Genomic DNA, 23328 nt, shown 5'->3' on the forward strand with positions numbered 1-23328 from the left:
AGCGGGGCAGGGTCACCGCGTGACCGTCGATCATGAGACCCAGCCGTCGCCAGCCGCCGACGCGGCAGCCGTACGCCCGCTGACCTTCGTCGTGGGCACCGGCCGCAGCGGCTCCACCGCCCTGTCCCGCATCCTGCACCGCCACCCCGAGGTGCTGAGCCTCAACGAGCTGTTCGCCTCGCTCAGCGGCGACGAGGCGCTGCCCCCGGAGCCGCTCACCGGCGAGGAGTTCTGGCGGACCATCCTGGCCGCGCCGAACCACTTCTTCGACGGCCTGACCCGCAGCGGCGTACCACTCCCGGAGTTCCTCTACAACCGCCGCCCGGGGCGCTTCTCGGCCGAGACCACCGGCATCCCCGCGCTCTGCCTCATGGTGCTGCCCCAACTGACCGACCGGGTCGACGCGACCTTCGACGCGCTCGCCCGGGAGTTCCGCGAGCTGCCGCGCCAGCCCGTCCCGCGGCTCTACGAGGCGCTGTTCGCCATGCTCAGCAAGCGCTTCGGCGGACGAGCGGTGATCGAACGCTCCGGCTACTCCCTGCAGTCCGTGCCGGCGCTGCGCGCGGCCTTCCCGCACGCCCGCTTCGTACACCTCTTCCGGGACGGGCCGGACTGCGCCGTCTCGATGAGCCGGCACATCGGCTACCGCTCGATCGCGGTGCTCCGCACGATCTTCGCCCGCACCGGTGTGGACGGGCTGGGCGACCTCACCCCGGAGGTCGTACGCACCCTGCCACCGGACCTCGCCGCCGTCCTCGACGAACGCTTCGACCCCGCGCTGCTGTGGGAACGCCCCATGCCGGTGACCGACTTCGCCGCGCTGTGGTCCGAACTGGTCGCGGAGGGCGTGCGGCTGCTGAACCAGCTGCCGCCGGAGCGGCACACCGGGCTGTCGTACGAGGAGCTGCTGCGGGACCCGCGCGGGCAGCTGACGCGGCTGGCCCGGTTCGTCGGGGTGACCCCGCGGCCGGAGTGGCTGACCGAGAGCTCCGCGATGCTGGACGATGCCCGTACGGGCGCGGCCCGCCAGCTCCCGGCGGAGCAGCGGGCCATGCTGCGCGACCTGTGCGCCCCGGGGATGCGGGCGTTGGGCCGCGTCGGCTGAGCGCCGCCGGCGCGCTGCCGTGCCTCAGTGGTGCCTCAGTGGTGGCTGAGGACGTTGACCACCCGGCCGGCCGGGTCGCGTACGAAGAAGCGACGCACCCCCCACTCCTCGTCCTGCAAGGGGTGGACGATCTCCGCCCCGCTCGCCCGCACGTCCGCGTGCACCGCGTCCACGTCGTCCACCTCGACACTGATGTCGGGGACGACGGGCGCGGTCTTGTCGCTGGTCATCACGCCGACCTGGGCCGTCGGCACGGACGGGGACGCCAGCGCGACGATCCAGCCCTGGTTCATGACCTCCTGAAGACCGAGCAGGCCGTAGAACTCCCGACTCTCCTGGGTGGCTTCGGTCTGGATGTTGGGCACGACACGGCGGACGGTCATCGACGGCTCCCTATGCGAACAGACGTTCCTATCGAGTGTCCACTATTACTCCCGACCGGCCTCCGACGCACGCCCACACGCCTGACCGGCCGCTCCGCCATCCCGCAGCTCCCGCAGCGCCGCGCGGCACAGCGCGTCGGCCTGCCGGGTGGTCTCCGGCAGGCGGTAGCGCGGGGCCAGGTGCAGCGTGTACGCGCAGGCGGCGTCCAGGCTCACCCGGTGCCCGACCGACACGTACACCGGACGCACCCCCTCCCTCGTACGCAGCACGCGCCCGACCTCCTCGCCCCCGTCCAGCAGCGCGGCGCCGTCCCCACGGGCCTCGCCGACCGGTGCGTGCCGGAAGAGGAACGGGGACTTCGCCACCCCGATCGTCGCCAGCCCGGTGAGCACCCCGAGGTGACTGGCGAGGCCGAGACGGCGCGGGTGGGCCCGACCGTAGCCGTCGCACACCACCAGGTCCGGGACTCGCTCAAGCCGCTCCAAGGCCAACAGCACGGCGGGCAGTTCACGGAAGGCGAGCAGCCCGGGCACGTACGGGAAGGGCACCCTGGCACGCGCGGTGGACCGGCCCAGCACCTCGAGGGTCGCCGCGTCGAGCGTCACCGCGGCCGCGGCGACCTGGTCCCGCTCGTCGTCGTAGGCGACGTCGACGCCCGCCACCACCGTGCCGGGGGTGCCCGGCTCGGGAGTGTGGCCGCTGAGGTCCACCCGGGCCCGCAGGTCGTCCTGTACGGCGAGCGCCTCGGTCTCGGTGCGCGGCCAGTCCCCGACACCGGAGGCTGGCCCCTCCCGCCGCTCTAGCCCCTCCGGTCCCTCCGGTCCCTCCGGCCGTTCCCGCTTCGCCGGTCCGGTCAGCATGCTCAGGCTCCCGACGCGTCGGCCCGCCGGCCCGGCTCGCGGGGGGCGCGATCCAGCCGCAGCCCGAACCGCTCCCGGTAGGTCTCCAGCAACTGCCCCTCCGACAGCTCTGTCTCGCCGCGGCTGCCGTCCGCGCCCGTCGTCACGAACTGCCGCCCGCTGAGAGTCAGCCGACAGCCGTCCTCGGTCAGCCGGGAGCAGACGAGCGAGCGGACGAAGGTCGAGTCGGGATGGGTGCGGTTGTACCAGCTGCCGCCCTCGAAGTCCGACAGCGCTCGCGCCCGCCGCTCCAGGCGATAGACCGGCTGGCCGTCCCGCAACACGTCGAGGTCACCCTCCGGGGCCGGCCGGAGTCGGAAGGTTCCGCCCGGATCATCCTGGTCGCCCGTCTCCTCCAGCGCCAGCGGGTAGTGGCTGTGCCGGCCGAAACCGACGTCCGCCAGCCACGCCGTGCCCTCCACCGGCTGAACCCGCAGCAGCATGTGCGCGTACGGCACGCTCAGCCGCTCACCGTCGAACACCCTGGCGGCCAGCAGATCCACCTGAAAGCCCAGCCTTCGCAGCAACGAGGCGAAGGCGCCGTTGAGTTCGTAGCAGAAACCGCCCCGGGAGCGCGCGACGACCTTGTCCAGCAGGGCCTGGTCCTCCAGCACGATCTCCTCATCGAGGTGGAGGGAGAGGTTCTCGAAGGGTACGGCGATCAGGTGCCGGCGATGCAGCTCGCGCAGCGCTGGCAGGTCCGGAACAGCCGGACGGGTGACGCCGATGCGGCGCAGGTACGCCGCGGTGTCCTGGTGTTCGTCTCCCATGGGTCCCAGTATCCGTGCCCGGCTGGCGGGTTCGCCCGCGGGTCACGCCTCGCACGAACCGGCGGTGCCGCCGCTGACGTGCGTACGAGCGACAGCGGCGCGGAGAAGCGGTCGGCAGCGCTCAGAAGCTGTCCACGGCGTGCGGCAGCAGGGGCGTGCGCAGGGCGTCGTCCAACCGTTGCGCGGCGCCCGGGGTGTGCTCGGTGACCAGCCCGGCCCGCACCATGCGGCACAGCTTCGCGCCGCCCAGGTAGCAGCTGCCCAACTCCCGCATGTCGAGGCTGAGATCCACCGGCGGGTCCTCGGCCCGGTCCGCCGGGCGGTAGACGGCGCGCTGCCCCGGGCCGGCGGTGAGCCGGTAGCGGCCGGCGTTGTCCGGCAGCGTCCGGTCGGTGACTTCCAGTACGACGTCCACCGGGGCCGCCCAGGAACGCTCGGCGAGCGCCGCGGCCGGGTCCACCAGGCGCAGCCACATCGCGGGCAGCTCGGCGACGACCCGCACCTGGTCCCGGTCGGCGGCCATGAACAACAGCGGATCGTCCAGCGGCCGGCCGGGTGCGCGTACCTTGCTGGTGAGGTCCACCGCGACGAGGTACTGCCACAGCGCGGCCGCGGCCTCCGGCGTCTCGGCCTCCAACTCGTCGAGGCGCACCACGGCCTGGCCACCCGCCTCGCGCCGGGTGCGGTAGACCGCGTAGCCGCCGGTCCGGGAGTCCGGGGCCTCCTCACCGAGGACGACCACCCGGGGCGGGCTGTAGTCCCGCTCGTGCTCGTCCTCCTCAGGCAGCACCTCCGTACGCCACCAGACGTCGTCGCGGGCCATGCGCCCGGCGCGTTCCGTACGGTGCGCCGCGTGCAGCCCGGCCAGTACCCCGGGAGCGCGCTCCGGGTCGATCAGCCGCAGCGGCCGGTCGTCGGGGGTGACCCGCAGGGCGAGCGGGCGAGTGGAGTCGATCTCCAGGTTGTACGCGCGGGTGGCCGTCCCGAAGCCGAAGCGTCCGTAGATCGCGTCCTGGGAGGCCCACAGCACGGCCACCGGCTGGCCGTTCGCCGCGCTGCGCCGCCATGCCTCGTCGAGCAGTCCGGTCAGCACACCCCGGCGCCGATGTGTCGGCGACACGGAGACGAACGTCAGACCGGCCGCGGGGAGTTCGCCGCCCGGTACGGACATCCGGAACGGGATCGCGACGGACAGCCCGACCAGGCTCTCGCCGTCGTAGGCACCGACCCGCTCGCAGCGCAGCATCATCTCCCGGAACTGCTTGCGCAGCCGGTCCGTGGTCTTCTCGTGGAAGGCGAGATCGGCGTGGTCGAGGGCGCGGTCGAGGTGCGCTTCGTCGAGGGTGCGGTATTGAACAGTCGTCACGCCCGGACACTAACCCCCAAGCGGAGAACCGGCATCCGCATTCGCCCCGGCACGCCGCCAGCACCAGGACCGGCGCCCGGCCCGACAGCCAGCGCGCCCGCCCGTCCCCACGGCCGGAACCACGGGGCGCTCGGTGCCCCGTCCGGATTCCGCCAGCTCCCGACCGCGCCGCGCGTGAGGATCGACTCCGTCAGCACATCCGGAATCTTTAGGACAGCCCCTATGAATTCTCTGCACGGCAAGGTGGCCCTCGTGACCGGCGGCAGCCGAGGCATCGGCGCGGCTACCGCGCTCCGGCTGGCGCGGGACGGCGCCGATGTCGCCCTGAGTTACCAACAGGACAAGGGCCAGGCCGAACGGGTCGCCGGCGGCATCGAGGAACTGGGCCGCCGGGCGTGGACCGTACGGGCGGACATGGCCGAGGCCACGGACGTGACCGCGATGGTCGACGGCGCGGTGGCCGAGCTGGGCCGATTGGACATTCTGGTCAACAACGCGGGGCTGGGCGTGCTCGGGCCGGTCGAGGAGCTGCCCCTCGCAGATGTCGATCGAGTGTTCGCGGTCAACGTCCGCGGCGCGTATCTGGCGGCGCAGGCGGCGGCGCGCCACCTGGCCGACGGCGGCCGGCTCATCCACATCGGCAGCTGCGTCACCCAACGGGTGCCCTTCCCAGGCGCTTCGCTCTACGCCGCCAGCAAGTCCGCGCTGACGGGGCTCTCGAAGGCGCTGGCACGCGAACTGGCCGCGCGAGGAACCACCTCGAACGTGGTGCACCCGGGCCCCATCGACACCGACATGAACCCGGCGGACGGACCCGACGCGGCGGCGCAGCGGGGCTTCACGGCCCTGGGCCGGCACGGCCAACCCGACGAGATCGCCGCCACCGTGGCGCACCTCGCCGGCGACGGCGGCCGGTACGTCACCGGCGCGTCGATCGCCGTGGACGGCGGACACGCCGCCTGACGGCTCGGGTGCGGGGCCCGTACGCGGGTGAGCGTACGGGCCCCGCACCCGGCAGCGTCGGTGGGGTGGGCGGGTGCCAGCGGCCGACGCGGGGACGCGGGAGCCTCCTCGGGGTCGCGGCGTCAACTGCCGTCCGGCAGCATCCGTTCAGCGAGGATCACCATGACGAAGCCGCAGCCGAGCACGGCCGTGGCCACTCGCGTACGGCCTCGGCGGCTGAGCACGATGGCGATGCCGGACAGTATCAACGCGATCCCGTAGAGCCCCACCACCAGCAGTGAGGGGGCGTTGCCGAGGCGGATCACCAGCGCCGCGGCGACCGCCGCCATCACGACACCGGAGGTCACCACGCGTATCCGACGCGCCTGTCGGGGTGTCATGCCCGGTCTGGGCACCCGCTCCGGCCCGCCGTCCGGGGTCGCCTCCGGGTCCGCCGGGTCCTCCCCGTCCCTGCCGTCGGTTCCGTCGGTGCCGTCGGTTCCGTCCCTGCCCTCGGTCCCGTCAGTGCCGGCATCGGCGGCCTCACCGATCGCCTCGTCCGGCTCGGGCTCGTTCCGCTCCCCCGCCGGGACGCCGCGGCCGGCGCCCGCCAGCGTGGCGTCGGCGCCCCTGGTCTCGGGGGACTCCGCGGGCTTCTCCTGGGCGCTCTTCCCGGGTCGCCGTCCCGGGTGCTGGTGGCTGGTCTCCGCCATGCTGCCGCCGTCCCCTCCGGTTCCGCGCCGGCCCTCCGCGTCCCCCTCGACCCCGCCGGTACCGTCCGTCGTACCGCCGGTCAGCGGGCCGGACGAACCAGCGGCTGCCCCTACGGCCGTCTGGTCGACCTCTTCTTCGTCGAGCGCCGTCATGGGTGCTTTCCCTCGCCTTCAACTCCCCCGAACACGTGCGGTGGTTCCGGAGGTTACCGGGAGGCACCTGGTCCCGTCTCACCCCGGGACGCCGACGCGCGCCAGCGGGTGCCGGCGGGGCCCGTCCCGTAGCCTGGGCGTCCCGGTCCTCCGGCACACGCCCCGACGCCGGCGCGTCCTATCGCGCGCGTCGACGCGGAGGCGGAGGATCGTGGGGTCAGTGGACGTACGTTCGTACCAGGAGGCAAGCCCAGCATGGCGACCACACGCACCGCGCACACGGTCTGGAACGGCGGCCTGAAGGAAGGCTCCGGCACCGTCAGTCTCGACTCCTCCGGGATCGGGCAGTACCCGGTCACCTGGGCCGCGCGGTCCGAGGAGCCGGGTGGGAAGACCAGCCCCGAGGAGCTGATCGCCGCGGCGCACTCCAGCTGCTTCTCCATGGCCCTCTCGAACGGGCTGAACGGCGGCGGCACCCCGCCCACCCGGCTGACCACCAAGGCCGACGTGGACTTTCAGCCTGGTACGGGCATCACCGGCATCCACCTCACCGTGGAGGGCGACGTGCCGGGCCTGGACGAGAGCGGCTTCGTCGCGGCGGCGGAGGACGCCAAGGTGAACTGCCCGGTGAGCCAGGCCCTGACCGGCACCCGCATCACCCTGACCGCGAGCCTGGCCTGATCCCGTCCCTGTTCCCGGTCCTGTTCCCGGCCTGAATCCCGACTTCGGCGTTGGCCCGCCGGCGGCGTGCTGACGTGCGCACGGGCCAGCGCCACGGGAACCGTTTCCGGACTGAGGGATCGATCATGAAGCGCTCCTCGTCAGCGCGCGGGTGGGCTACGTGGAGGTGCTCGATCGACGTCACGGCGTCGTTCACGAAGAGTCGGGCGAGGAGCTCCGTAGCTGCCCGTATCCGAACACCGGGACGGAACGTGTCCAGGCACCTGCCTCTTGGTACGCCTTGGCACCCGGGCGGGTTCAGGTACCCCTTACAATGATCCGGCCTAGAAGATTCAGGCTGGTGTGGTTATTCCAGCCCTCGCACCCCTGTGAGATGCAGTCGCACCCGACGGTGCGAACCCGAGGCGCAGCCCAACTGCCGCAACAACGCGGCCGGCGGCGCCAGAGCGAGTATCGAGGGCAGGGCGCCGTCGTCCCGGACGAGGAACGGACGATGAGCAGGAAGAGCGTCTTTCTCACTCAGGTCATCATGACCTTCATCATGGCCGCGACCATGTCAGGCATCATGGGCCTCATTTTCACGGGGCCGTCCATGCGGTGGTTGGCCAGCTGGCCCCGCCAGTTCATCATCGCGTGGCCCATCGCCTTCGCCGTCACGATGGTCGCCTGGCCCGCATCGATGGCACTGAGCAGTGCGATCCTCAAGTCACGCATGGGCATGCCTACCACCGACGATGCTTGACCTATGCGCCATCAAGCTCGGGCCCCGGGTCAAACTCTCCACGGAGACCTGAGGTCCGCTTACCCTTTTCCGGATTATGGAATCGATTACTGGAGACCTGCCGGGATGTCGTTGCCGAAGTGGTCGGTGAGCATCGGTCGGAGCGTGCCCCGCTGCTCGGCGAAGGCAGCCCGCTCGCCGAGCGGCATCTCGCTGACGATGCGCTGGTCCTCCGCCGCGTTCTCGTTGAGCACGGCACAGAGCGCTGCGGTCGCGTCGAACGCGGTAACCGAGGGGTGCGTGGCAGCCCCCTTCACGAGGTGGCGGTCTTGAGCACGCGGAGTATCGGATCGCATACGAAGCGGTGCGCACTGCCGGTCCGGTTGTCCCGGGCGACGAAGCCGATCAGGAATCCGTGGACCGGCAGCACTGCCTTCCCCTCCTCGTCGAAGACCAGCCAGGGCACGACACCTGGGTCCGAAACCACCCGCCCCCACGGCGAGGCCTGAATGGCGCGGACATCACGGGATTGCTCGTTCAACTCCGTTGCGCTCCCTCGTCATCGGGAGCGCAACGTCTACCGATCAGGCCAACCGGGGATGCGCTCTCGCCCGGCGTGTCTCCCGGCAGTCCGGTCAACGTCTCGTTTGCGGCCGGCTGACCGCCCCCGCAGACTGGAGCCATGCCCGAGCTGCCGGAGGTCGAGGCCCTCCGAGACTTCCTGACGGACCGGTTGCGCGGCCGGTCCGTCAGTCGGGTGCTGCCGCTGGCGGTGAGCGTCCTCAAGACGTACGACCCGCCGCTGAGCGCCCTGGAGGGCGGCACGTGCGCCGGGGTCGCGCGGCACGGCAAGTTCCTCGACCTGGAGGTGGGGGATCTCCACTTGGTGCTGCATCTGGCCCGTGCCGGCTGGCTGCGCTGGCAGGACCAGCTCCCGACGGCACCGCCCCGGCCCGGCAAGGGGCCGCTGGCGCTGCGGCTGTGGCTGACGGCATCCAAGGATGCCGACCCGGCGGTGGGCACGGCGGGCTTCGACCTCACCGAGGCCGGGACCCAGAAGCGGCTCGCCGTGTATCTCGTACGCGAGGTGACCGAGGTACCGGGCGTCGCCCGACTCGGGCCCGACCCGCTCGCGGACGGATTCACCCTCGCCGTCTTCCGTGGCTTGCTGACAGGTCAACAACACCGCGTCAAGGGCGTGTTGCGGGATCAGCGGGTGATCGCCGGGATCGGCAACGCCTATTCGGACGAGATCCTGCACGCCGCTCGCATGTCTCCCTACCTGCTGGCCGGCTCGCTGTCCGAGGAACAGACCGCCACGCTGTACGAGGCACTGCGTACGACGCTGCGCGACGCCGTCGAGCGCTCCCGCGGGTTCGCGGCGGGCAGCCTGAAGGCGCGGAAGCGCGGCGGGATGCGGGTGCACGGCCGCACCGGCGAGCCGTGCCCGGTGTGTGGCGACACCGTGCGCGAAGTGTCCTTCAGCGACTCCTCGTTGCAGTACTGCCCCACCTGCCAGACGGGCGGCAAGCCGCTCGCGGACCGGCGGATGTCGCGCCTGCTGCGGTGAGACGACTCCTGGCGAGCCAGACGCTCTCCCCCTGGGGAAGTCACGCGGTTCGCGTACTCGGGGCCAGACCAGCTCAACCGAACCGAAGGAGAGGACCCGACAATGCGTGGCGTGATCATGCACGGCCCCGGAGACGTCCGGGTGGAAGAACGGGTGGACCCACGGATCCAGGAACCCACCGATGCGGTGATCAAGATCGTGGCGACCTGTGTGTGCGGCTCCGACCTGTGGCCGTATCGTGGCGCGGACACTCCGGATCAGCAGCTCATGGGACACGAATACGTTGGCGTGGTCGAGCAGATCGGTGCCGAGGTCAGGACCCTCAGGCCAGGCGACCACGTCGTCGGGTCCTTCGTGGTCTCGGACAACACCTGCTCGATCTGCGCGGCCGGGTACCAGTCCCGGTGCGTCAACGGCATCTTCGTGGACGGGGGGATCGGCACCCAGGCGGAGTACGCCCGCATCCCGTACGCCGACGGCACCCTGGTGGCCACCCCGGGAAGACCCGACGAGGACATGGTCCCGTCCCTGTTGGCCGCCTCCGACGTCCTGGGCACCGGCTGGTTCGCCGCGGTCACGTCCGAGGCCGGCCCGGGCAGGCCAGTGGCCGTCGTCGGGGACGGTGCCGTGGGACTCATGGCAATCCTGGCAGCCAGGCAGCTGGGGGCGGAGACGATCATCGCGATGAGCCGCCACGGCGCGCGGCAGGAGTTGGCCCGGGAATTCGGCGCGACGGAGATCGTCGAAGAACGCGGCGACGACGGCGTCGAGCGCGTCAAGGAACTGACCGATGGACTCGGAGCGTACAGCGTCATCGAGGCCGTGGGTTCACAGGAGTCGATGATGCAGGCGATCCGTTCCACTCGTCCCGGTGGGCGAGTGGGGTACGTCGGTGTCTCCCACGATGTCGAGTTGCCCGGCGCCGAACTGTTCTTCGGGCTGGTGCACCTGCACGGCGGTCCGGCCCCAGTACGGCGGTTCCTTCCCGACCTGATCCAGTTGATCTGGGACCGGAAGATCGACCCGGGGAAGGTCTTCGACAGGACCATGCCGCTGGCTCAGGCCGCTGAGGCGTATGACGCGATGGACAAGCGCATGGCCGTCAAGGTCCTGCTCCAGCCGTAGTCCCCAGGGGAATCACCGATGAAGGCCCGGGAAAGGACGTCATGGAACTCGACGCTCTCCTCTACGAGTTGACGCACCTGACACTCAGGTGAAGCGCGAAGGAACGACCCCCAGCGTGGACGGCGCACGCACCCCGCCGGAAAGGCCGGGCAACCCGCCGTGCGCAGACGTCCAGGCCCTCGATGCCGTCCGCAATCAGGTCAGGGGCGTCGAACGCGGCGAACACCTCGCGGCCCGTGGGAGACTGCACTTCAGAGGTGCCTGACCGATCGTACTCAGTGGAAGCGCCGGAAATCCCACCATCGCAGTTCAGCGGGCTCCTCTACCTATTTCTCCATCCACAGACAGCCCGGCACGCGGTCGATCGACACTCACGCTAATGGTCAAAATGGAGGTCTGAATGAGCGAGTCCGGGAAGAAGAGACGATACATACCGACCGATCGGGCCGGACGTCAGCCATGGATACATCATGGACTGACCGAGGGAAACCTGACTCCGTGCCGCAGTTGTCGCACGTTACTTGAAGTCAAGCTCCAGCGTTCCCAGGCATCGGTGTTGGTCAGCCATCACGGCGCGATTGAGGACCTGGCCCTGGTCTGCACCGAATGCGGCCACGTGCTCTGTGCGGACTGTGCACTCGCAGCTAGCAGCGTGCCGAACCGTCCGAGTTGCGATAGCTGTGGAGGCAACATGACTATGCCGATGTCGACTTGAGAAGCATGGCGCCAGAGCGGTCTCACGCTTCTTGTGTGTGTTGTTGGTGATTCCCAGGATTTGGGAAGAACATCGCCCTCGGGAAGCGCACCTTCATCAACTCCGGTTGCACCTTCCAGGACCAGGGCGGCGTGACGATCGGGGACGACAGCCTCATCGGGCACAACACGGTGATGGCCACCCTCAATCACGACCTCACCCGGAGCCGCCGAGCGGACATGCGCCCCACCTCCATCGTAGTCGGCCGCAATGCGTGGATCGGATCCAACGCCACCGTTCTGCCGGGTCTGACAATCGGCGACAACGCCGTCGTGGCAGCCGCCTCCGTAGCCACGAAGGACGTACCAGAAAACACCAGTGCCGTGGGGCCACCTGCACGCTCAATGCGATCATTGACCAACTGAACCGCACTGCTCAAAACCCGCCTCGATGAGAACCCATCGCGTGCCGCCACCTCAATTTGTCCGGCCCACCGCACGGAAATCCGTTGGTGCTCGGCCCGCGTCGCGCCGTACGGTCCCCGCATGGACGACCACCGGGACGGATACTTCGGCGAGAGCACGGCGGCGACGTACGACACGGAGGAAGCGGCACGCTTCGACCCGGCCGACGTGGACCCCTCGGTCGACCTGCTGGCCGGACTGGCCAGGGAGGGACGCGCGCTCGAACTCGCCGTGGGCACCGGGCGCTTGGCTCTGCCGCTGGCGGCGCGCGGAGTGCCGGTGCACGGCATCGACACGTCCCGGGCGATGGTCTCCCGGCTGCGTGCCAAGCCCGGCGGGGACGCGATCGGCGTGACCATCGGCGACATGACGACGACGCGGGTGGACGGGGAGTTCGCCGTCGCGTATCTGGTCTTCAACACGATCAACAACCTCACCACGCAGGAGCAGCAGGTCGCCTGCTTCCGCAACGCCGCCGCACACCTGACGCCCGGCGGCTGTTTCGTGGTCGAGGTGGGCGTGCCCGAACTGCGGAAGCTGCCGCCCGGACAGCGCGCCGTGCCGATGCGCACCAGCGCGACGCACTGGGCCTTCGACGCGTACGACTGCGCGACGCAGGCGTTGAGTTCGAACTACGTGGAGGTCGTGGAGGGCCGAGGGCGGTACCGCTCCATCCCGTTCCGGTACGTCTGGCCGGCGGAGCTGGACCTGATGGCCCAACTGGCGGGCCTGCGGCTGCGCGAGCGCTGGGACGGCTGGACCCGGGAGCCCTTCACACACGAGAGCGGCCAGCATGTCTCGGTCTGGGAGAAGCCCGCCGGCTGACGTGTCCCGCTGACTCTGGCTCGTACGGCCGATGTTGTACGAGTGCACGCTGTGGACTTCCATCAGCACGTAACGTGACCATGGAGTGGTTGGCTTTTACGTACGGGCGCACCGGAGGTCACCGGCAGCATGACGCACACCATCGAACCGGAACCCTCCGAAGCACTGCGGACCTTCGGTTCCGTGCTCAAGGCGCTGCGCGAGCGGGCCAGGTTCACCCAGGAAGCGTTGGCAGGCGAACTGCGCTATTCCACCGCCTACTTGGCCTCCATCGAGCAGGCCAGGCGCTACCCCACCCGGGAGTTCATCGAGCGGGCGGAGGAAGCGCTGGACGCCGACCGGGTGTTGAAGGCCGCCGGCAAGCACCTCACCCGACGGCCGGGCCTAGCCTCCTGGTTCCGCCAGTGGGCGTGCCTGGAACAGGACGCGGTCACCCTGTACGCGTACGAATGCCGGGTCGTGCCGGGGCTGTTGCAGCCGGAGGCGTACATCCGGGCCATCTTCGATCGACGACTCCCGCCCCTAACCGACGAACAACAGGAGAAGCAGGTCTCTGCACGCGTGGAGCGACAGCGGCTCTTCGCCGAAAACCCCAACACAGCTTTCGGCTTCATCATCGAACAAGCCGTCCTTGAGCGCCACACAGGGAGTGCTCAGGTCAGCCGGATTCTCCTGGATTACCTGATCGAGCGCGCTCTTCAAAGCAATGTCGAGATCCAGATCATGCCACTGCGTTCCCCTGAACACGCGGGACTCGACGGCCCGCTGTATCTGGCCGAGACCCAGGAGTACGAATGGGTTGGATACACCGAAGGGCAGCAGTGCAGTAATCTCATCACGACCTCGCCGAACGTAAGCGCGCTCCAGCAGCGCTATGGGAAGCTGCGTTCACAAGCGCTCAGCCGCGAGGACACGTTGAGCATGCTTCGGAAGCTCCGAGGAGAACTATGAGCGGTACCGACCCCAGCTGGTTCAAGAGCAGCTACAGCGGCACGTCCGGCGACAACTGCGTGGAGGTCGCCATCGCTCCCGCCACAGTCTCCGTACGCGACTCGAAGGAGCCGCACAGCCCACGACTCGACCTCTCCCCCACCGCCTGGGCGGCGTTCGTCTCGTACGCCTCCGGGCGCGACTGAGCGTACGCGAGCGGACCCGACGACCAGCCGAGCCGGTCAACCGCCTCACGGCCGTGGGATGTTCCGCAGGTTGGCGCGGGCCATGTCGAGCATGGTGCCGACGCCGCCGTCCAGCACGGTGCGCCCCGCGGCCAGGGCGAAGCCCTTGACCTGCTCGAAGGTGATGTTGGGCGGCAGCGACAGCGCGTTCGGGTCGGTGATCAGCTCCACCAGCGCGGGCCCCGGCCGCTCCAGCGCGTCGGCGAGCGCGCCGTGCACGTCGCCGGGCTGCTCGACGCGCCAGGCCGGGATGCCGCAACCACGCGCGATCTCGCCGTAGTTCACCGGGGCGTGGTCGGTCTCGTACGCGGGCAGGCCGTCCACCATCATCTCGAGCCGCACCATCGCTAGTGAGGTGTTGTTGAAGAGGATCGTCTTCACCGGCAGGTCGTGCTGTCGTACGGTCAGCAGCTCGCCCATCAGCATGGCGAGCCCGCCGTCCCCGGACAGCGAGATGACCTGCCGGGAGCGGTCGGCGAGGGCGGCGCCGATGGCGTGCGGAAGCGCGTTCGCCATGCTGCCGTGGCTAAACGAACCGATGACGCGGCGGCGGCCGTTGGGCGTGATGTAGCGGGCGGCCCAGACGTTGTTCATGCCGGTGTCGACGGTGAAGACGGCGTCGTCGTCGGCGAGTCCGTCCAGGATGCTCGCTGGGTACTCGGGATGGATCGGGAGGTGGTGCTCGACGTCCCGGGTGTAGGCGTCGACGGCGGTGGCCAGCGCGCGTTCGTGCTTGCGCAGCATGCCGTCCAGGAAGCGCCGGTCACTCTTGTGCTCCAGGTGCGGCTGCACGGCGTCCAGGGTGGCGGCGACATCACCGTGCACGGCCAACTCCAGCGGGGTGCGGCGGCCCAGCTTGCGCGCGTCGCTGTCCACCTGCACGGTCCTCGCCTGCGGCAGGAAGGTGTCGTACGGGAAGTCGGTGCCCAGCATCACCATCAACTCGGCGTCGTGCACGGCGTCATGGCAGGCGCCGTAACCGAGGAGTCCGATCATGCCGACGTCGTACGGGTTGTTGTGCTGGATCCATTCCTTGCCGCGCAGACTGTGGCCGACCGGCGCGTTGAGGGTGTCCGCGAGCCGCATCACCTGGCTGTGCGCCTCGCGGGTGCCGGCGCCGCAGAAGAGGGTCACGGTGCGGGCCTCGTTGAGCAGCCGGGCCAGTTCCCGCACGCTGTGCGCGGCCGGTTGGACGACGCCGCAGGCCGGCGTGGGGACGGTGCGGCCGGTCGGGTTCGTGGTGGCCTTCCCGTCGATGTCGCCGGGGAGTACGAGTGCGGCGACGGTGGAGCCGCCGAGCGCGTGCTGTGCGGCGATCCGGGCGAGGCGGGGCATCTGCTCGGGCTGCGAGAGGAGTTCGCACCAGTCAGCCGCCTCGCTGAACAGCTTCTCCGGGTGCGTCTCCTGGAAGAAGCCAGTGCCGATCTGGCTGGTGGGGATGTGCGAGACGATGGCCAGTACGGGCGCTCCGCTGCGGTTCGCGTCGTAGAGGCCCTGCACCAGGTGGGTGTTGCCGGGGCCGCAGGAGCCGGCGCAGACCGCGAGCCGGCCGGTGAGCTGGGCCTCGGCCGCGGCGGCGAAGGCTCCCGCTTCCTCGTTTCGCACGTGTACCCAGGTCAGCGCGCCGCCGCTGCGGCGAATGGCGTCGACGAAGGGGTTGAGGCTGTCGCCGACGACGCCGTAGACGCGTTTTACCCCCGACTGGATGAGGACCTCGACGAGCTGATCGGCGACTTTCCCGGCGGCCATGACCATCCCCTCGGCGCTGCGGCTGGTGCGGTGCGGCTCCTGCTGCGACGGCTTCAGGTCCGAGCGTAGCGGCGGGCGCGACGGGGCGCGCGCCGAACGGGACCGTACGACGCTGGGTGCCCACGTCCGCTGACCGGGAAACCGGCTCGGGAACCGCCGGCACAGCGAGTGCCGAGCGCGTCCACCGCGAGTCCTGCCTCCGTACGGGCCCTTCCGCACCTCGCTACGGCAGATCCACCCGGTCACCGGTGTCCGTGGCGGTCACCTCGTGGTCGCCGGGAGCCGTGCCGCTGACCACAGGACATCTTCACCGTGAGGTTGCGCGCAGGCCGGTGTCCTCGGTGTTGCTGAACAGCAGCCACTTCGACCGGGCATCGCGGGCCGGGGCGTCGGGAGCGAATGGGAAGGCGCGGAGCGCGACCAGGCATGTCGCCATGAGAGTGCTTCTCACAGGTCTGTTCCCGTTCAACCCATTCCCACCCGACGGATTGTGATGGAGCATGAGACATCAGATGACTGATCTTTCGAGGCGAGAATGTAGGGCCCGGGCGGGCGGCGTCAACGGATGGGACCGCCGAGCGGTTCACCGCGCGAACGGTTTCCGCCGATCCACACCGTTGATCCTCTTGTTGGGGAATGTTTTATCCTGTTCACTTCTGTTGACTATATCGCACCGTTAACCGCCAACCGCTGTCACCAACGGAGGCCCCGTTGCGCCGTCGCACGCTGCTCACCGCAGTCCCCGCCCTGTCTGTCTGGACCGCCACCACATCCGCCACCTCGGCGAACGCACAACCGCGCCCGGACGCGCTGAAGGTGTGGGTGCCCACCGGCGACTTCGCGTCCTCGTCCTTCGTGCGCGTCCCACGAGCCGCCCCCGACAGCCTGCCGGTGAAGGCCAGCCAGGCCCTCTCCGTTTCGGGCGTCCGCGGGGGACATGCCTCCGGACAGCTGGCGGTGGCCGGCCCGGCCGGCATCAAGGGCCTGCGTGTGCGAGTGACCCCGCTGACCGCGAACGACGCCGGCACGGCGGCGATTCCCGCGAGCGATGTCCAGGTGCGCTACCCCTCGTACGTACCTGACGGGCAAGGTGGGCTGATCGCCGACCCGTTGATCGAGGCTGCCAGTGTGGACGTGGGCGCCGGCGACGCACAGCCGGTGTGGTTCACCTTCACCATTCCGGACGACGCCGACGCGGGATCGTACCGGGGCCAGGTCGTGCTGGAGGCCGACGACGCCGACCCGGTGAGGTACGACCTCGACCTGCGGGTCGCGGACGTGACCCTCCCCGCCCCGCCCGAACGAGGCTTCCACCTCAACGTGTGGCTCCAACCGGACACCATCGCCGACCACCATGGGCTCGAACCATGGTCGGACGATCACGTCGACGCCATGCGACCCTACCTGCGTGACCTCGCTCAGCGTGGTCAACGTGTCGTCAACACCACCATCACCGAGGACCCGTGGCGCGTCGAGTGGCCGGACGGCGAGTGGCGCTCGCAGACTCGCCTGCCCTACCGCTCACCGGTCGACTGGACCTACGACGGCCATGACTGGGTGTTCGGTTTCGACAACTGGGACCGGCTCGTCGAACGGCAACTCGCGGCCGGCATCGGCCCGTACATCCACGCCTACGGTCTCCTGGGCTTCCGTCGTGACTTCCTGATCTACACCGACAGCCGTACGGGCGAAACGATCGACAAGCAGGTCGGCGTGGGAAGCGCGGTCTGGGCCGACGCCTGGTCAGCGTTCCTTGCGGCCTTCGAGAAACACGTGCGCGACCGAGGCTGGCTCGACTCCGTCCACCTGGGCTTCGACGAGCGTCCCGCCGACCTGATGCGGCAGGCCCTGGACCTCACGGAGAAGGCCGCGCCCGCGCTCGCGCGCAACGGATTCGCCGGCTCCGGTACCGCCGAGGCCGACCCCTTCACGTATGACCTGGCACTCAACTACTCCGATTTCGACGACTGGTCGCAGGAGCTCATCGACCGACGCCGCGCGGAAGGGAAGCTGACCAGCTTCTACACCTGGTCCGAACCGGCCTATCCCAACACAGTGACCCATGCCGCCCCCCTCGGCTCCCGGGTGCTGCCCTGGCAGAGCGCGAAGAGCGGCCTCGACGGCTATCTGCGCTGGGCGTACAACTCGTGGCCCGAGGAGCCCTACCACGACCCGATCTTCAATCCCGAGTTCCGTCAGGGCGACGAGTATCTCGTCTACCCGGGGAAAGGCGGCCAGGGCCCGGTCTCCAAGATCGGTTGGGAGCTCTTCCGCGACGGCCAGGAGGACTTCACGCTGCTGGAGCAGCTCGCCGCACGCGACGGCGCCGACAACCCCGTACGGCGCGAGGCGCTCAACAGCGTCGACCCGGCGGCGACCCCTGACGCGACCACCCACAAGGCTTTGTTGGAAGCACGCGCGGCGGTGGTGGAGGAACTCCAGCGCCTTCCTCGCCAGTGACACCGATACGGCCCCGTCCTGGGGCCTAGGACGTGGACGCGGGGGCCGACGGGTGGGCCTGCCCGGTGGCCGGGCGCCCGAGGAGTTCCCCCAGCAGCGAGTGCAGCCGCTCGGCGGCCGGGGCGGACAGCACCAGGTCGTTGGCGGCGGGGTGGGCGTCCGGTTCGAAGGCGGCCAGCGGGATGCGGAGTTCGCCGGTCTGGCCAGCCGGCTGGTGCTCCGGGTGCGGTGGCGGGTCCTCGCGTACGCCGCCCTGCCGGGGCACCTCGGACAGTACGCCCGGGGCGAGCGCCGGAGCGCCGGCACCGTGGGACGGGGGGCGCCGTCCGGGTCGGGCGGCGGCGTCCTCCGTCTCGGTCGTCCCTGTCGCCTCGGTCGCCCCGATCGCGTCGGTGGCGGCCACCGCCCGGTCGCCGCCGGCTCGCTTGGCCGTACGCAGCGCGACGTCGGCGTCCAGCACCAGGTCGGCCAGGGTCGCGCGGACCCCGCCGGCGACCCGGCAGGTGGCGACGCCCATGGAAGCGGCCTGACCGGTCAGTCGTACCGTGTCGCTGCGGCTGGAGCGGGCGGTGACCTCCAGCTGCCGGATGCGCTCCTGGGCCCGCTGGGCGGTCGTCAGTGCCTGTGCCGCACTCGCTCCGGGCAACAGGATCAGGAACTCGTCACCCGCGTGACCGCCGTAGCGACCCGTGACGCCTCCCTCTATGCCGCGCAGCACGGCGGCGGCGGCCCGCAGCACCGCGTCCCCGGCGAGGTGGCCGTAGGTGTCGTTGACGCCCTTGAAACGGTCCAGGTCGACGAGTATCAGGGAGAGTTGCTGTCCCCGGCTGCGGGCTCGGGTGGCCTCCGCGGCGGCTCGGCTGTCCCATTCCTGCCGGTCCAGCACGCCGGTGAGGCGGTCGGTGAGCGGCTTCCTGCACAGTGCGCAATGCGTCTGCTCGGCCGCTCCTGGCGCTGTGGTCATCGATCGCCTCTCCCGACCTCGTGGAAGCCCGAATCCACGGCATCCCTCCTGCTGAGCACGCCGACTGCCGGGCACGGCACGGAGGTTGTCCCGCGCGCGACTCAACCCGTAGTTGAGCCGTCGCACAGTGTGAGTCTAGACTCGTAGCGACCCTCGGTGTCAACCAGGGGTTGAAAAGGGAGTATTGGTGTCAGATTACGGGGAAGACCGTGCGTGGAGGTGAGCGGTAGTGCCCGACGCTGAGGAGCGGCCAGCGCTGGCCGCGTCTTTGGACCGGCTCTTCGAGGACGTTCGCCCGCACGGACCCCGAGGTCGTCGCTACACCAACGAGGAGGTCGCGACCGCCGTCAAACAGGACAGCCCCGGCGTCCGGGTCGGTGGCGCGTACCTCTCGGCACTGCGCAAGGGCACCAAGCGCAACCCGTCCACCGAGTTGCTGGCCGCGCTGGCCCGCTTCTTCGGCGTGCCCGTCGCCTACTTCCTCGACGAGCAGTCGGCCGCGGCGGCGGGCGCGGAGATCGAGTTGGCCAGTGTCGCCCACAATCTCGGTGTCCGAAGACTCGCGTTACGCGCCCTGGAGCTCTCCCCCGAGGGGCTCGCGGCCGTGACCCGCATCGTCGAGGACGTCCTGGACGGCCATGATGACCAGCACGCCCGCGGCGGTGGGGCTGGCCGTACGGACCGCGCGGGAGGCTCGGAGCAGCCGGCCCGCGGCCGCCGGCACGGCGGTCCTCCGCAGGCCGATTCCGCTCCCCCCGACGTCTGAGGGTGGTGTGCCCGATGGATCTGAAGTCGATGCGTCGAAGCTGCGCGGCGCTCGTACGTGATCTCGACCTGCCGCTCCCCGCCGAACCGGAGCAGGTGCTCGCCGCTCTGTGCGCGCGGATGGAACAGCGCCAGGGCAAGCCCGTGCACCACCGTCTCGTCGCCTTCCCGCCGAACACCGTCAGCGGGCTCTGGATGGCCACCGACGACGCGCACTACATACTCTGCGAGGCGCACACCAGCCCGTGGCACCAACTCCTCATCACCTGCCACGAGTTCTGGCACATGGAAGCGGACCACCAGGCCACCGGGCCGACCGCCGCCGACATCCAGCGGCGGCTGGGCCCCTCCGTCGACGCCGTGGGCCACACGGAGGTCGACCCAGCGGCTCGTACGGGCCCAGCGGACCGGACGGACCCGAAGCGCAGCACCGAGGGAGCCGGTCGCGCGGCGGTGACCCGTATCCTCGCGGGTCGTACACACTGCGACGCCGAGGAGGAACAGGAAGCCGACTTCTTCGCCTCGCTCCTGATGGCCAGGGTCAGCCGGTGGCTGCCGGCGGAGACCTGGCGCGCCCCGGAGTCCGGCTCGGCCTCGGAGGTGGTACGGCGCCTGGAGACCACCCTGGGCCGACGGCCGGACCGGCGGGCGCCGTGACGGCGCAGACCGCGCTGTACTGGACGTGTTCCGCGCTGGGTTGGGTGACGCTGCTGATCAAGCTGCACGACCTGCGGGACGATCCGCGCAACCCGATGCGCCAGACGGTCTGCGTCACACTGTTCCTGGCGGCGACGGCGGTGTTCTGCGCCGCGCCCGCCACCATCACGCACGTCAACCGGATCTCCGGCGTGCCGAACCTGGCCGCGCCGCTGGTCTATTCCCTCCTGCTGGCCCTCAGCGCCTCCTCGCTCGCGCTGATCACCTACTGGCGGGAGTCACCCGCCCACGCCCGCCGGATCGTACGCCGCTGGGTGTTCGCCTACGCGCTGCTGATCGTGGCGCTCAACGTCCTTTTCCTGCTCGGCGAACCGTCCCAGGAACGCCGCGTGGACTTCGACACCCACTACGCCGACGCGCCGTACCTCCGCTCCTTCATCCTGCTGTACCTGCTCGCCCTGGCGGTCGCCATGACCCGCCTGATCCGGGTGGGCGTCCGCTGGGCCCGGGTGGTGGGACGACCCTGGCTACGGCGCGGGCTGCGGTTGATCGCGGCCGGCTCGTTGGGCGCGCTGCTGTTCAGCGCGGCCAAGCTGGTCGCGGTGGCGGCACGGCTGGCGGGCACCGACTGGGACGTGCTCAGTTCCCAGATCGCCCCCGTCTTCGCGACCCTGGGGCTGGTGCTGAGCGCCGCCGGGTACGCGCTACCGGCCTGGGGCGACCGGTTGACCGAGGCACGCGGCCGGGTCACCCGCTACCGCGCCTACCGCGACCTGTATCCGCTGTGGGACGCGATGCGCCGTGCCGTGCCCGCCATCGTGCCGCCCATCCGGGTGCCCTGGTGGGACCTGGAGCTACGCCTCACGCGGCGGCTCGCGGAGATCAACGACGGCCGGCTGGCCCTGCGTGCGCACATCGACCCGCGTGTCGGAGAAGCGGCGCGGGAGTTGGCCGTGCGCGCCGGGCTCAGTGGCACGCGACTGCGGGCGGTGGTGGACGCCAGCCAGCTGCGGTCCGCGGTGGCCGCCAAGGCCGCGGACATCGACTTCACGGAGTCCGAGTCCCCCGCACCGGGCGCGGGGCCACACGAGGGGCCGGACGCGGGGTCGTACGGCCTCCGTGGCGGCGTACCGGACGCGCCGGCGGGAGCGCTGGGCGAGGCACCGGACACGCTGGCGGCGGGACGGTCGTCCGGCGGCTCGGACGGCGTCGGCGAACTCGCCTGGCTGGTCCGCGTGTCCAGGGACTTCGCCCGTTCCCCCCTGGTGGCCGAGGCCGTCGCCAGCGGCACGGCCGTGGCGGCGGAACGGCGGGGCCGTCCGAACCAGCCGGTCCAGCCGGAGCGGCGCGGAGCGCGGTGACCGGTGAGGCAGCGATTCCCGGCGGTGTCCACCGCGCGGGCGGAGACGGAGGAACGGTGCACGGACGCACGCACACGGTCGTACTCGGCGGCTCCTTGGCGGGGCTGCTCGCCGCCGCGGCGGCGGCCCGGTCGACGGACCGGGTCACCCTCGTCGAGAGCGACGACCCGCCGACCGGACCGGATCCCCGGAAGGGGGTCCCGCAGGCACGGCACACCCACCTGCTGTGGTCCGGCGGCGCACGCGTCATCGAGTCGCTGCTGCCCGGCGTCACCCAACGCTGGCTGGACGCCGGAGCACGGCGTATCGGCATCCCCGACGGCCTGGTCTCGCTGTCCGCCCGGGGCTGGATGCGTCGCTGGCCGCAGATGCAGTTCCTCCTCACCTGTAGCCGTGACCTGCTGGACTGGGTGGTACGCGAACGGGTGCTGGAGATCGGGAACGTGACGCTGCGCCAGGGCGTGCGAGCTGAGGAACTGCTCGGCGACGGCACCCGGGTCACCGGGGCCCGGCTGCGCGAACGGGCCACCGGTGACGTGCGGGACTGTCCCGCCGACCTGGTGGTCGACGCCACCGGTCGGGGCTCCCGGGCCACCGCCTGGCTCGCCTCGCTGGGGCTGCCGCCCGTGCCGGAGGAGACCGTCGACTCCGGACTGACCTACGCCACCCGGGTCTTCCGCGCCCCGGACGGCATTCCGGCCGACTTCCCGGTGGTGAACGTGCAGGCCGACCCGCACGCGGGATGTCCCGGGCAGACGGCGACACTGCTCCCGGTGGAGGGCGGCCGATGGCTGGTCACCCTCTCCGGCACGCGTGGTGGCGAACCGACGACCGACCCGGAGCGGTTCGTGCCGTTCGCCCGGGCCGTACGGCATCCCGTCGTCGGTGACCTGATCGCCGGCGCCGAGCCGTTGGGACCGGTGCGCGGCTCCCGCAGCACCGTCAACCGGCGTCGGTTCTTCGAGCGACTGCCCCGCTGGCCGGAGGGCTTCGTCGTGACGGGCGACGCGGTGGCGACGTACAACCCGGTGTACGGGCATGGCATGTCCGTGGCCGCCTGGGGTGCCGCCGCTCTGCGGAACGGCCTGGCCAACGGCCTCGCCCGGCAGGGGCACGCCGCCGGCACGGCGTACGGGATCCAGCGCGCCATCGCCCGTACGGTAGACGGCGCCTGGGCGACGGCGACCACGCAGGACGTGCTCTACCCCGAGGCGCGTGGCGACCAACCCGGGTTCTCCGGGCGGCTGATGGGGCACTACGTCAACCGGCTGATGGCGGCGTCCGGTTCGCGCCCCGCAGCCGCCGAGGCGCTCTTCCGGGCCTTCACGCTCTCCGGTCCGATGACGGCCCTGGCCGGCCCGAAGGCCGTGTTCGCGACGCTGCTGGGACCGTACGGCCAAGTCTCGGACCGGCCGCCGTTCAACGAGACGGAACTCCGCGCGATCGCGGGCGGTTGAGTGGTGCCTGGCCAGCGAGCGACCGGGCCGACGGCGCCGGATGTGAACGAGCCTCGGGGCGGAAACGACGTGCGGAAGTACCGCCGGTCCGCGACGACTGAGGCTGCTGGCCGCCCTGGCACTGTGGGCCCTGGTGGGGCCCAGGCCACAGGGCGGGAGGCCGTCGCCCCGGCGGGCGCCCGCGCGCATGCTGACGGCCAGACGGTTCCAGCGCGGGACGCCCGGCGGCTCCCGGGTGCCGAACGCCGACTGCCCGGCGGCGGTTTCGGGTGCGAGGCGAACGCCGCTGACTGACACGGGCCCCGACGCCGTGACGCACCCGCGTACC

At 70.8% G+C, this 23328-nt stretch carries 25 protein-coding genes; 15 read left to right on the forward strand and 10 right to left on the reverse strand.

Annotated features, from left to right (window positions below; all coding sequences use genetic code 11):
- Window positions 1–19: 19 nt before the first annotated feature.
- Entirely contained in the window at window positions 20–1105 is a 1086-nt protein-coding gene (locus AN216_RS07410) for a sulfotransferase family protein (RefSeq protein ID WP_070195808.1), read from the forward strand.
- A gap of 35 nt (window positions 1106–1140) precedes the next feature.
- Here AN216_RS07410 and AN216_RS07415 read toward each other — a convergent pair whose 3' ends face one another.
- From AN216_RS07415 to AN216_RS07430, 4 genes are all read right to left on the reverse strand, one after another.
- Window positions 1141–1488 (reverse strand): VOC family protein, encoded by a 348-nt coding sequence (locus AN216_RS07415; RefSeq protein ID WP_070195809.1) that lies wholly within the window; start codon window positions 1486–1488, stop codon window positions 1141–1143.
- A gap of 45 nt (window positions 1489–1533) precedes the next feature.
- The gene (locus AN216_RS07420; protein ID WP_079166365.1) at window positions 1534–2349 is read right to left on the reverse strand and encodes an endonuclease V; all 816 of its coding nucleotides are present in this window, start codon (window positions 2347–2349) and stop codon (window positions 1534–1536) included.
- A gap of 2 nt (window positions 2350–2351) precedes the next feature.
- Complete coding sequence (locus AN216_RS07425) at window positions 2352–3158, reverse strand: arylamine N-acetyltransferase family protein (RefSeq protein ID WP_070195810.1); 807 nt, start codon at window positions 3156–3158, stop codon at window positions 2352–2354.
- Between the two features lie 121 nt (window positions 3159–3279).
- Window positions 3280–4524, reverse strand: a complete 1245-nt coding sequence (locus tag AN216_RS07430; RefSeq protein ID WP_070195811.1) for a GNAT family N-acetyltransferase — start codon at window positions 4522–4524, stop codon at window positions 3280–3282.
- A gap of 222 nt (window positions 4525–4746) precedes the next feature.
- On the opposite strand from AN216_RS07430, the gene AN216_RS07435 reads away from it, so the two are divergent.
- Window positions 4747–5487: an SDR family NAD(P)-dependent oxidoreductase gene (locus AN216_RS07435; protein WP_070195812.1), complete on the forward strand. Its 741-nt coding sequence runs from the start codon at window positions 4747–4749 to the stop codon at window positions 5485–5487.
- A gap of 122 nt (window positions 5488–5609) precedes the next feature.
- Here the strand turns inward: AN216_RS07435 and AN216_RS30035 are convergent, their stop codons facing one another.
- The gene (locus tag AN216_RS30035; RefSeq protein ID WP_244502363.1) at window positions 5610–6332 is read right to left on the reverse strand and encodes a hypothetical protein; all 723 of its coding nucleotides are present in this window, start codon (window positions 6330–6332) and stop codon (window positions 5610–5612) included.
- 255 nt (window positions 6333–6587) lie between these two features.
- Here AN216_RS30035 and AN216_RS07445 point away from each other — a divergent pair, with 255 nt between their 5' ends.
- Window positions 6588–7013, forward strand: coding sequence for an OsmC family protein (locus AN216_RS07445; RefSeq protein WP_070195813.1), 426 nt, complete (start codon window positions 6588–6590; stop codon window positions 7011–7013).
- A 493-nt stretch (window positions 7014–7506) separates the two neighbouring features.
- A complete protein-coding gene (locus AN216_RS07450) occupies window positions 7507–7755 on the forward strand; it encodes a DUF2798 domain-containing protein (RefSeq protein WP_070195814.1) in 249 nt (82 codons plus the stop codon).
- A gap of 86 nt (window positions 7756–7841) precedes the next feature.
- Here AN216_RS07450 and AN216_RS07455 read toward each other — a convergent pair whose 3' ends face one another.
- Together AN216_RS07455 and AN216_RS28615 are read right to left on the reverse strand one after the other, a co-directional pair.
- Complete coding sequence (locus AN216_RS07455) at window positions 7842–8051, reverse strand: hypothetical protein (RefSeq protein ID WP_070195815.1); 210 nt, start codon at window positions 8049–8051, stop codon at window positions 7842–7844.
- On the reverse strand, window positions 8048–8275 hold the full coding sequence (locus AN216_RS28615; protein WP_139140873.1) for a hypothetical protein: 228 nt from the start codon (window positions 8273–8275) through the stop codon (window positions 8048–8050). Before AN216_RS28615 ends, AN216_RS07455 begins: the two co-directional genes overlap by 4 nt.
- Before the next feature lie 141 nt (window positions 8276–8416).
- Between AN216_RS28615 and AN216_RS07460 the strand changes: the two genes are divergently transcribed.
- From AN216_RS07460 to AN216_RS07485, 6 genes are all read left to right on the forward strand, one after another.
- On the forward strand, window positions 8417–9304 hold the full coding sequence (locus AN216_RS07460; RefSeq protein WP_070195816.1) for an Fpg/Nei family DNA glycosylase: 888 nt from the start codon (window positions 8417–8419) through the stop codon (window positions 9302–9304).
- Window positions 9305–9406: 102 nt separating this feature from the next.
- Entirely contained in the window at window positions 9407–10429 is a 1023-nt protein-coding gene (locus AN216_RS07465) for a zinc-dependent alcohol dehydrogenase family protein (protein WP_070195817.1), read from the forward strand.
- Window positions 10430–11275: 846 nt separating this feature from the next.
- Entirely contained in the window at window positions 11276–11548 is a 273-nt protein-coding gene (locus AN216_RS07470) for an acyltransferase (RefSeq protein WP_212732684.1), read from the forward strand.
- 120 nt (window positions 11549–11668) lie between these two features.
- Window positions 11669–12412, forward strand: a complete 744-nt coding sequence (locus AN216_RS07475; RefSeq protein ID WP_070195818.1) for a class I SAM-dependent DNA methyltransferase — start codon at window positions 11669–11671, stop codon at window positions 12410–12412.
- A 129-nt stretch (window positions 12413–12541) separates the two neighbouring features.
- The gene (locus tag AN216_RS07480) at window positions 12542–13363 is read left to right on the forward strand and encodes a helix-turn-helix domain-containing protein (protein WP_070195819.1); all 822 of its coding nucleotides are present in this window, start codon (window positions 12542–12544) and stop codon (window positions 13361–13363) included.
- A complete protein-coding gene (locus AN216_RS07485) occupies window positions 13360–13548 on the forward strand; it encodes a DUF397 domain-containing protein (RefSeq protein WP_070195820.1) in 189 nt (62 codons plus the stop codon). Before AN216_RS07480 ends, AN216_RS07485 begins: the two co-directional genes overlap by 4 nt.
- A 45-nt stretch (window positions 13549–13593) precedes the next feature.
- Here AN216_RS07485 and AN216_RS07490 read toward each other — a convergent pair whose 3' ends face one another.
- The gene (locus tag AN216_RS07490; RefSeq protein WP_070196091.1) at window positions 13594–15336 is read right to left on the reverse strand and encodes a pyruvate dehydrogenase; all 1743 of its coding nucleotides are present in this window, start codon (window positions 15334–15336) and stop codon (window positions 13594–13596) included.
- A gap of 307 nt (window positions 15337–15643) precedes the next feature.
- Window positions 15644–15772 (reverse strand): hypothetical protein, encoded by a 129-nt coding sequence (locus tag AN216_RS30625; protein WP_275522175.1) that lies wholly within the window; start codon window positions 15770–15772, stop codon window positions 15644–15646.
- A 275-nt stretch (window positions 15773–16047) separates the two neighbouring features.
- On the opposite strand from AN216_RS30625, the gene AN216_RS07495 reads away from it, so the two are divergent.
- On the forward strand, window positions 16048–17796 hold the full coding sequence (locus AN216_RS07495; RefSeq protein ID WP_070195821.1) for a DUF4091 domain-containing protein: 1749 nt from the start codon (window positions 16048–16050) through the stop codon (window positions 17794–17796).
- A 25-nt stretch (window positions 17797–17821) separates the two neighbouring features.
- Here the strand turns inward: AN216_RS07495 and AN216_RS07500 are convergent, their stop codons facing one another.
- Window positions 17822–18760 (reverse strand): GGDEF domain-containing protein, encoded by a 939-nt coding sequence (locus AN216_RS07500; protein ID WP_070195822.1) that lies wholly within the window; start codon window positions 18758–18760, stop codon window positions 17822–17824.
- A gap of 229 nt (window positions 18761–18989) precedes the next feature.
- Between AN216_RS07500 and AN216_RS07505 the strand changes: the two genes are divergently transcribed.
- From AN216_RS07505 to AN216_RS07520, 4 genes are read left to right on the forward strand one after another with little or no spacing between them, the layout of a single operon-like run.
- Entirely contained in the window at window positions 18990–19526 is a 537-nt protein-coding gene (locus AN216_RS07505; protein ID WP_070195823.1) for a helix-turn-helix domain-containing protein, read from the forward strand.
- Window positions 19527–19540: 14 nt separating this feature from the next.
- A complete protein-coding gene (locus AN216_RS07510; RefSeq protein WP_070195824.1) occupies window positions 19541–20182 on the forward strand; it encodes a hypothetical protein in 642 nt (213 codons plus the stop codon).
- Window positions 20179–21543 carry an MAB_1171c family putative transporter gene (locus tag AN216_RS07515; protein WP_070195825.1) on the forward strand — a complete coding sequence of 455 codons (1365 nt, stop codon included), beginning with the start codon at window positions 20179–20181 and terminating at the stop codon, window positions 21541–21543. The genes AN216_RS07510 and AN216_RS07515 overlap by 4 nt, the downstream gene beginning before the upstream one ends.
- 56 nt (window positions 21544–21599) lie before the next feature.
- Window positions 21600–23000: an NAD(P)/FAD-dependent oxidoreductase gene (locus AN216_RS07520; protein ID WP_070196092.1), complete on the forward strand. Its 1401-nt coding sequence runs from the start codon at window positions 21600–21602 to the stop codon at window positions 22998–23000.
- Window positions 23001–23328 lie beyond the last annotated feature (328 nt).

It is taken from the genome of Streptomyces oceani (assembly GCF_001751245.1).
Classification (GTDB): domain Bacteria; phylum Actinomycetota; class Actinomycetes; order Streptomycetales; family Streptomycetaceae; genus Streptomyces; species Streptomyces oceani.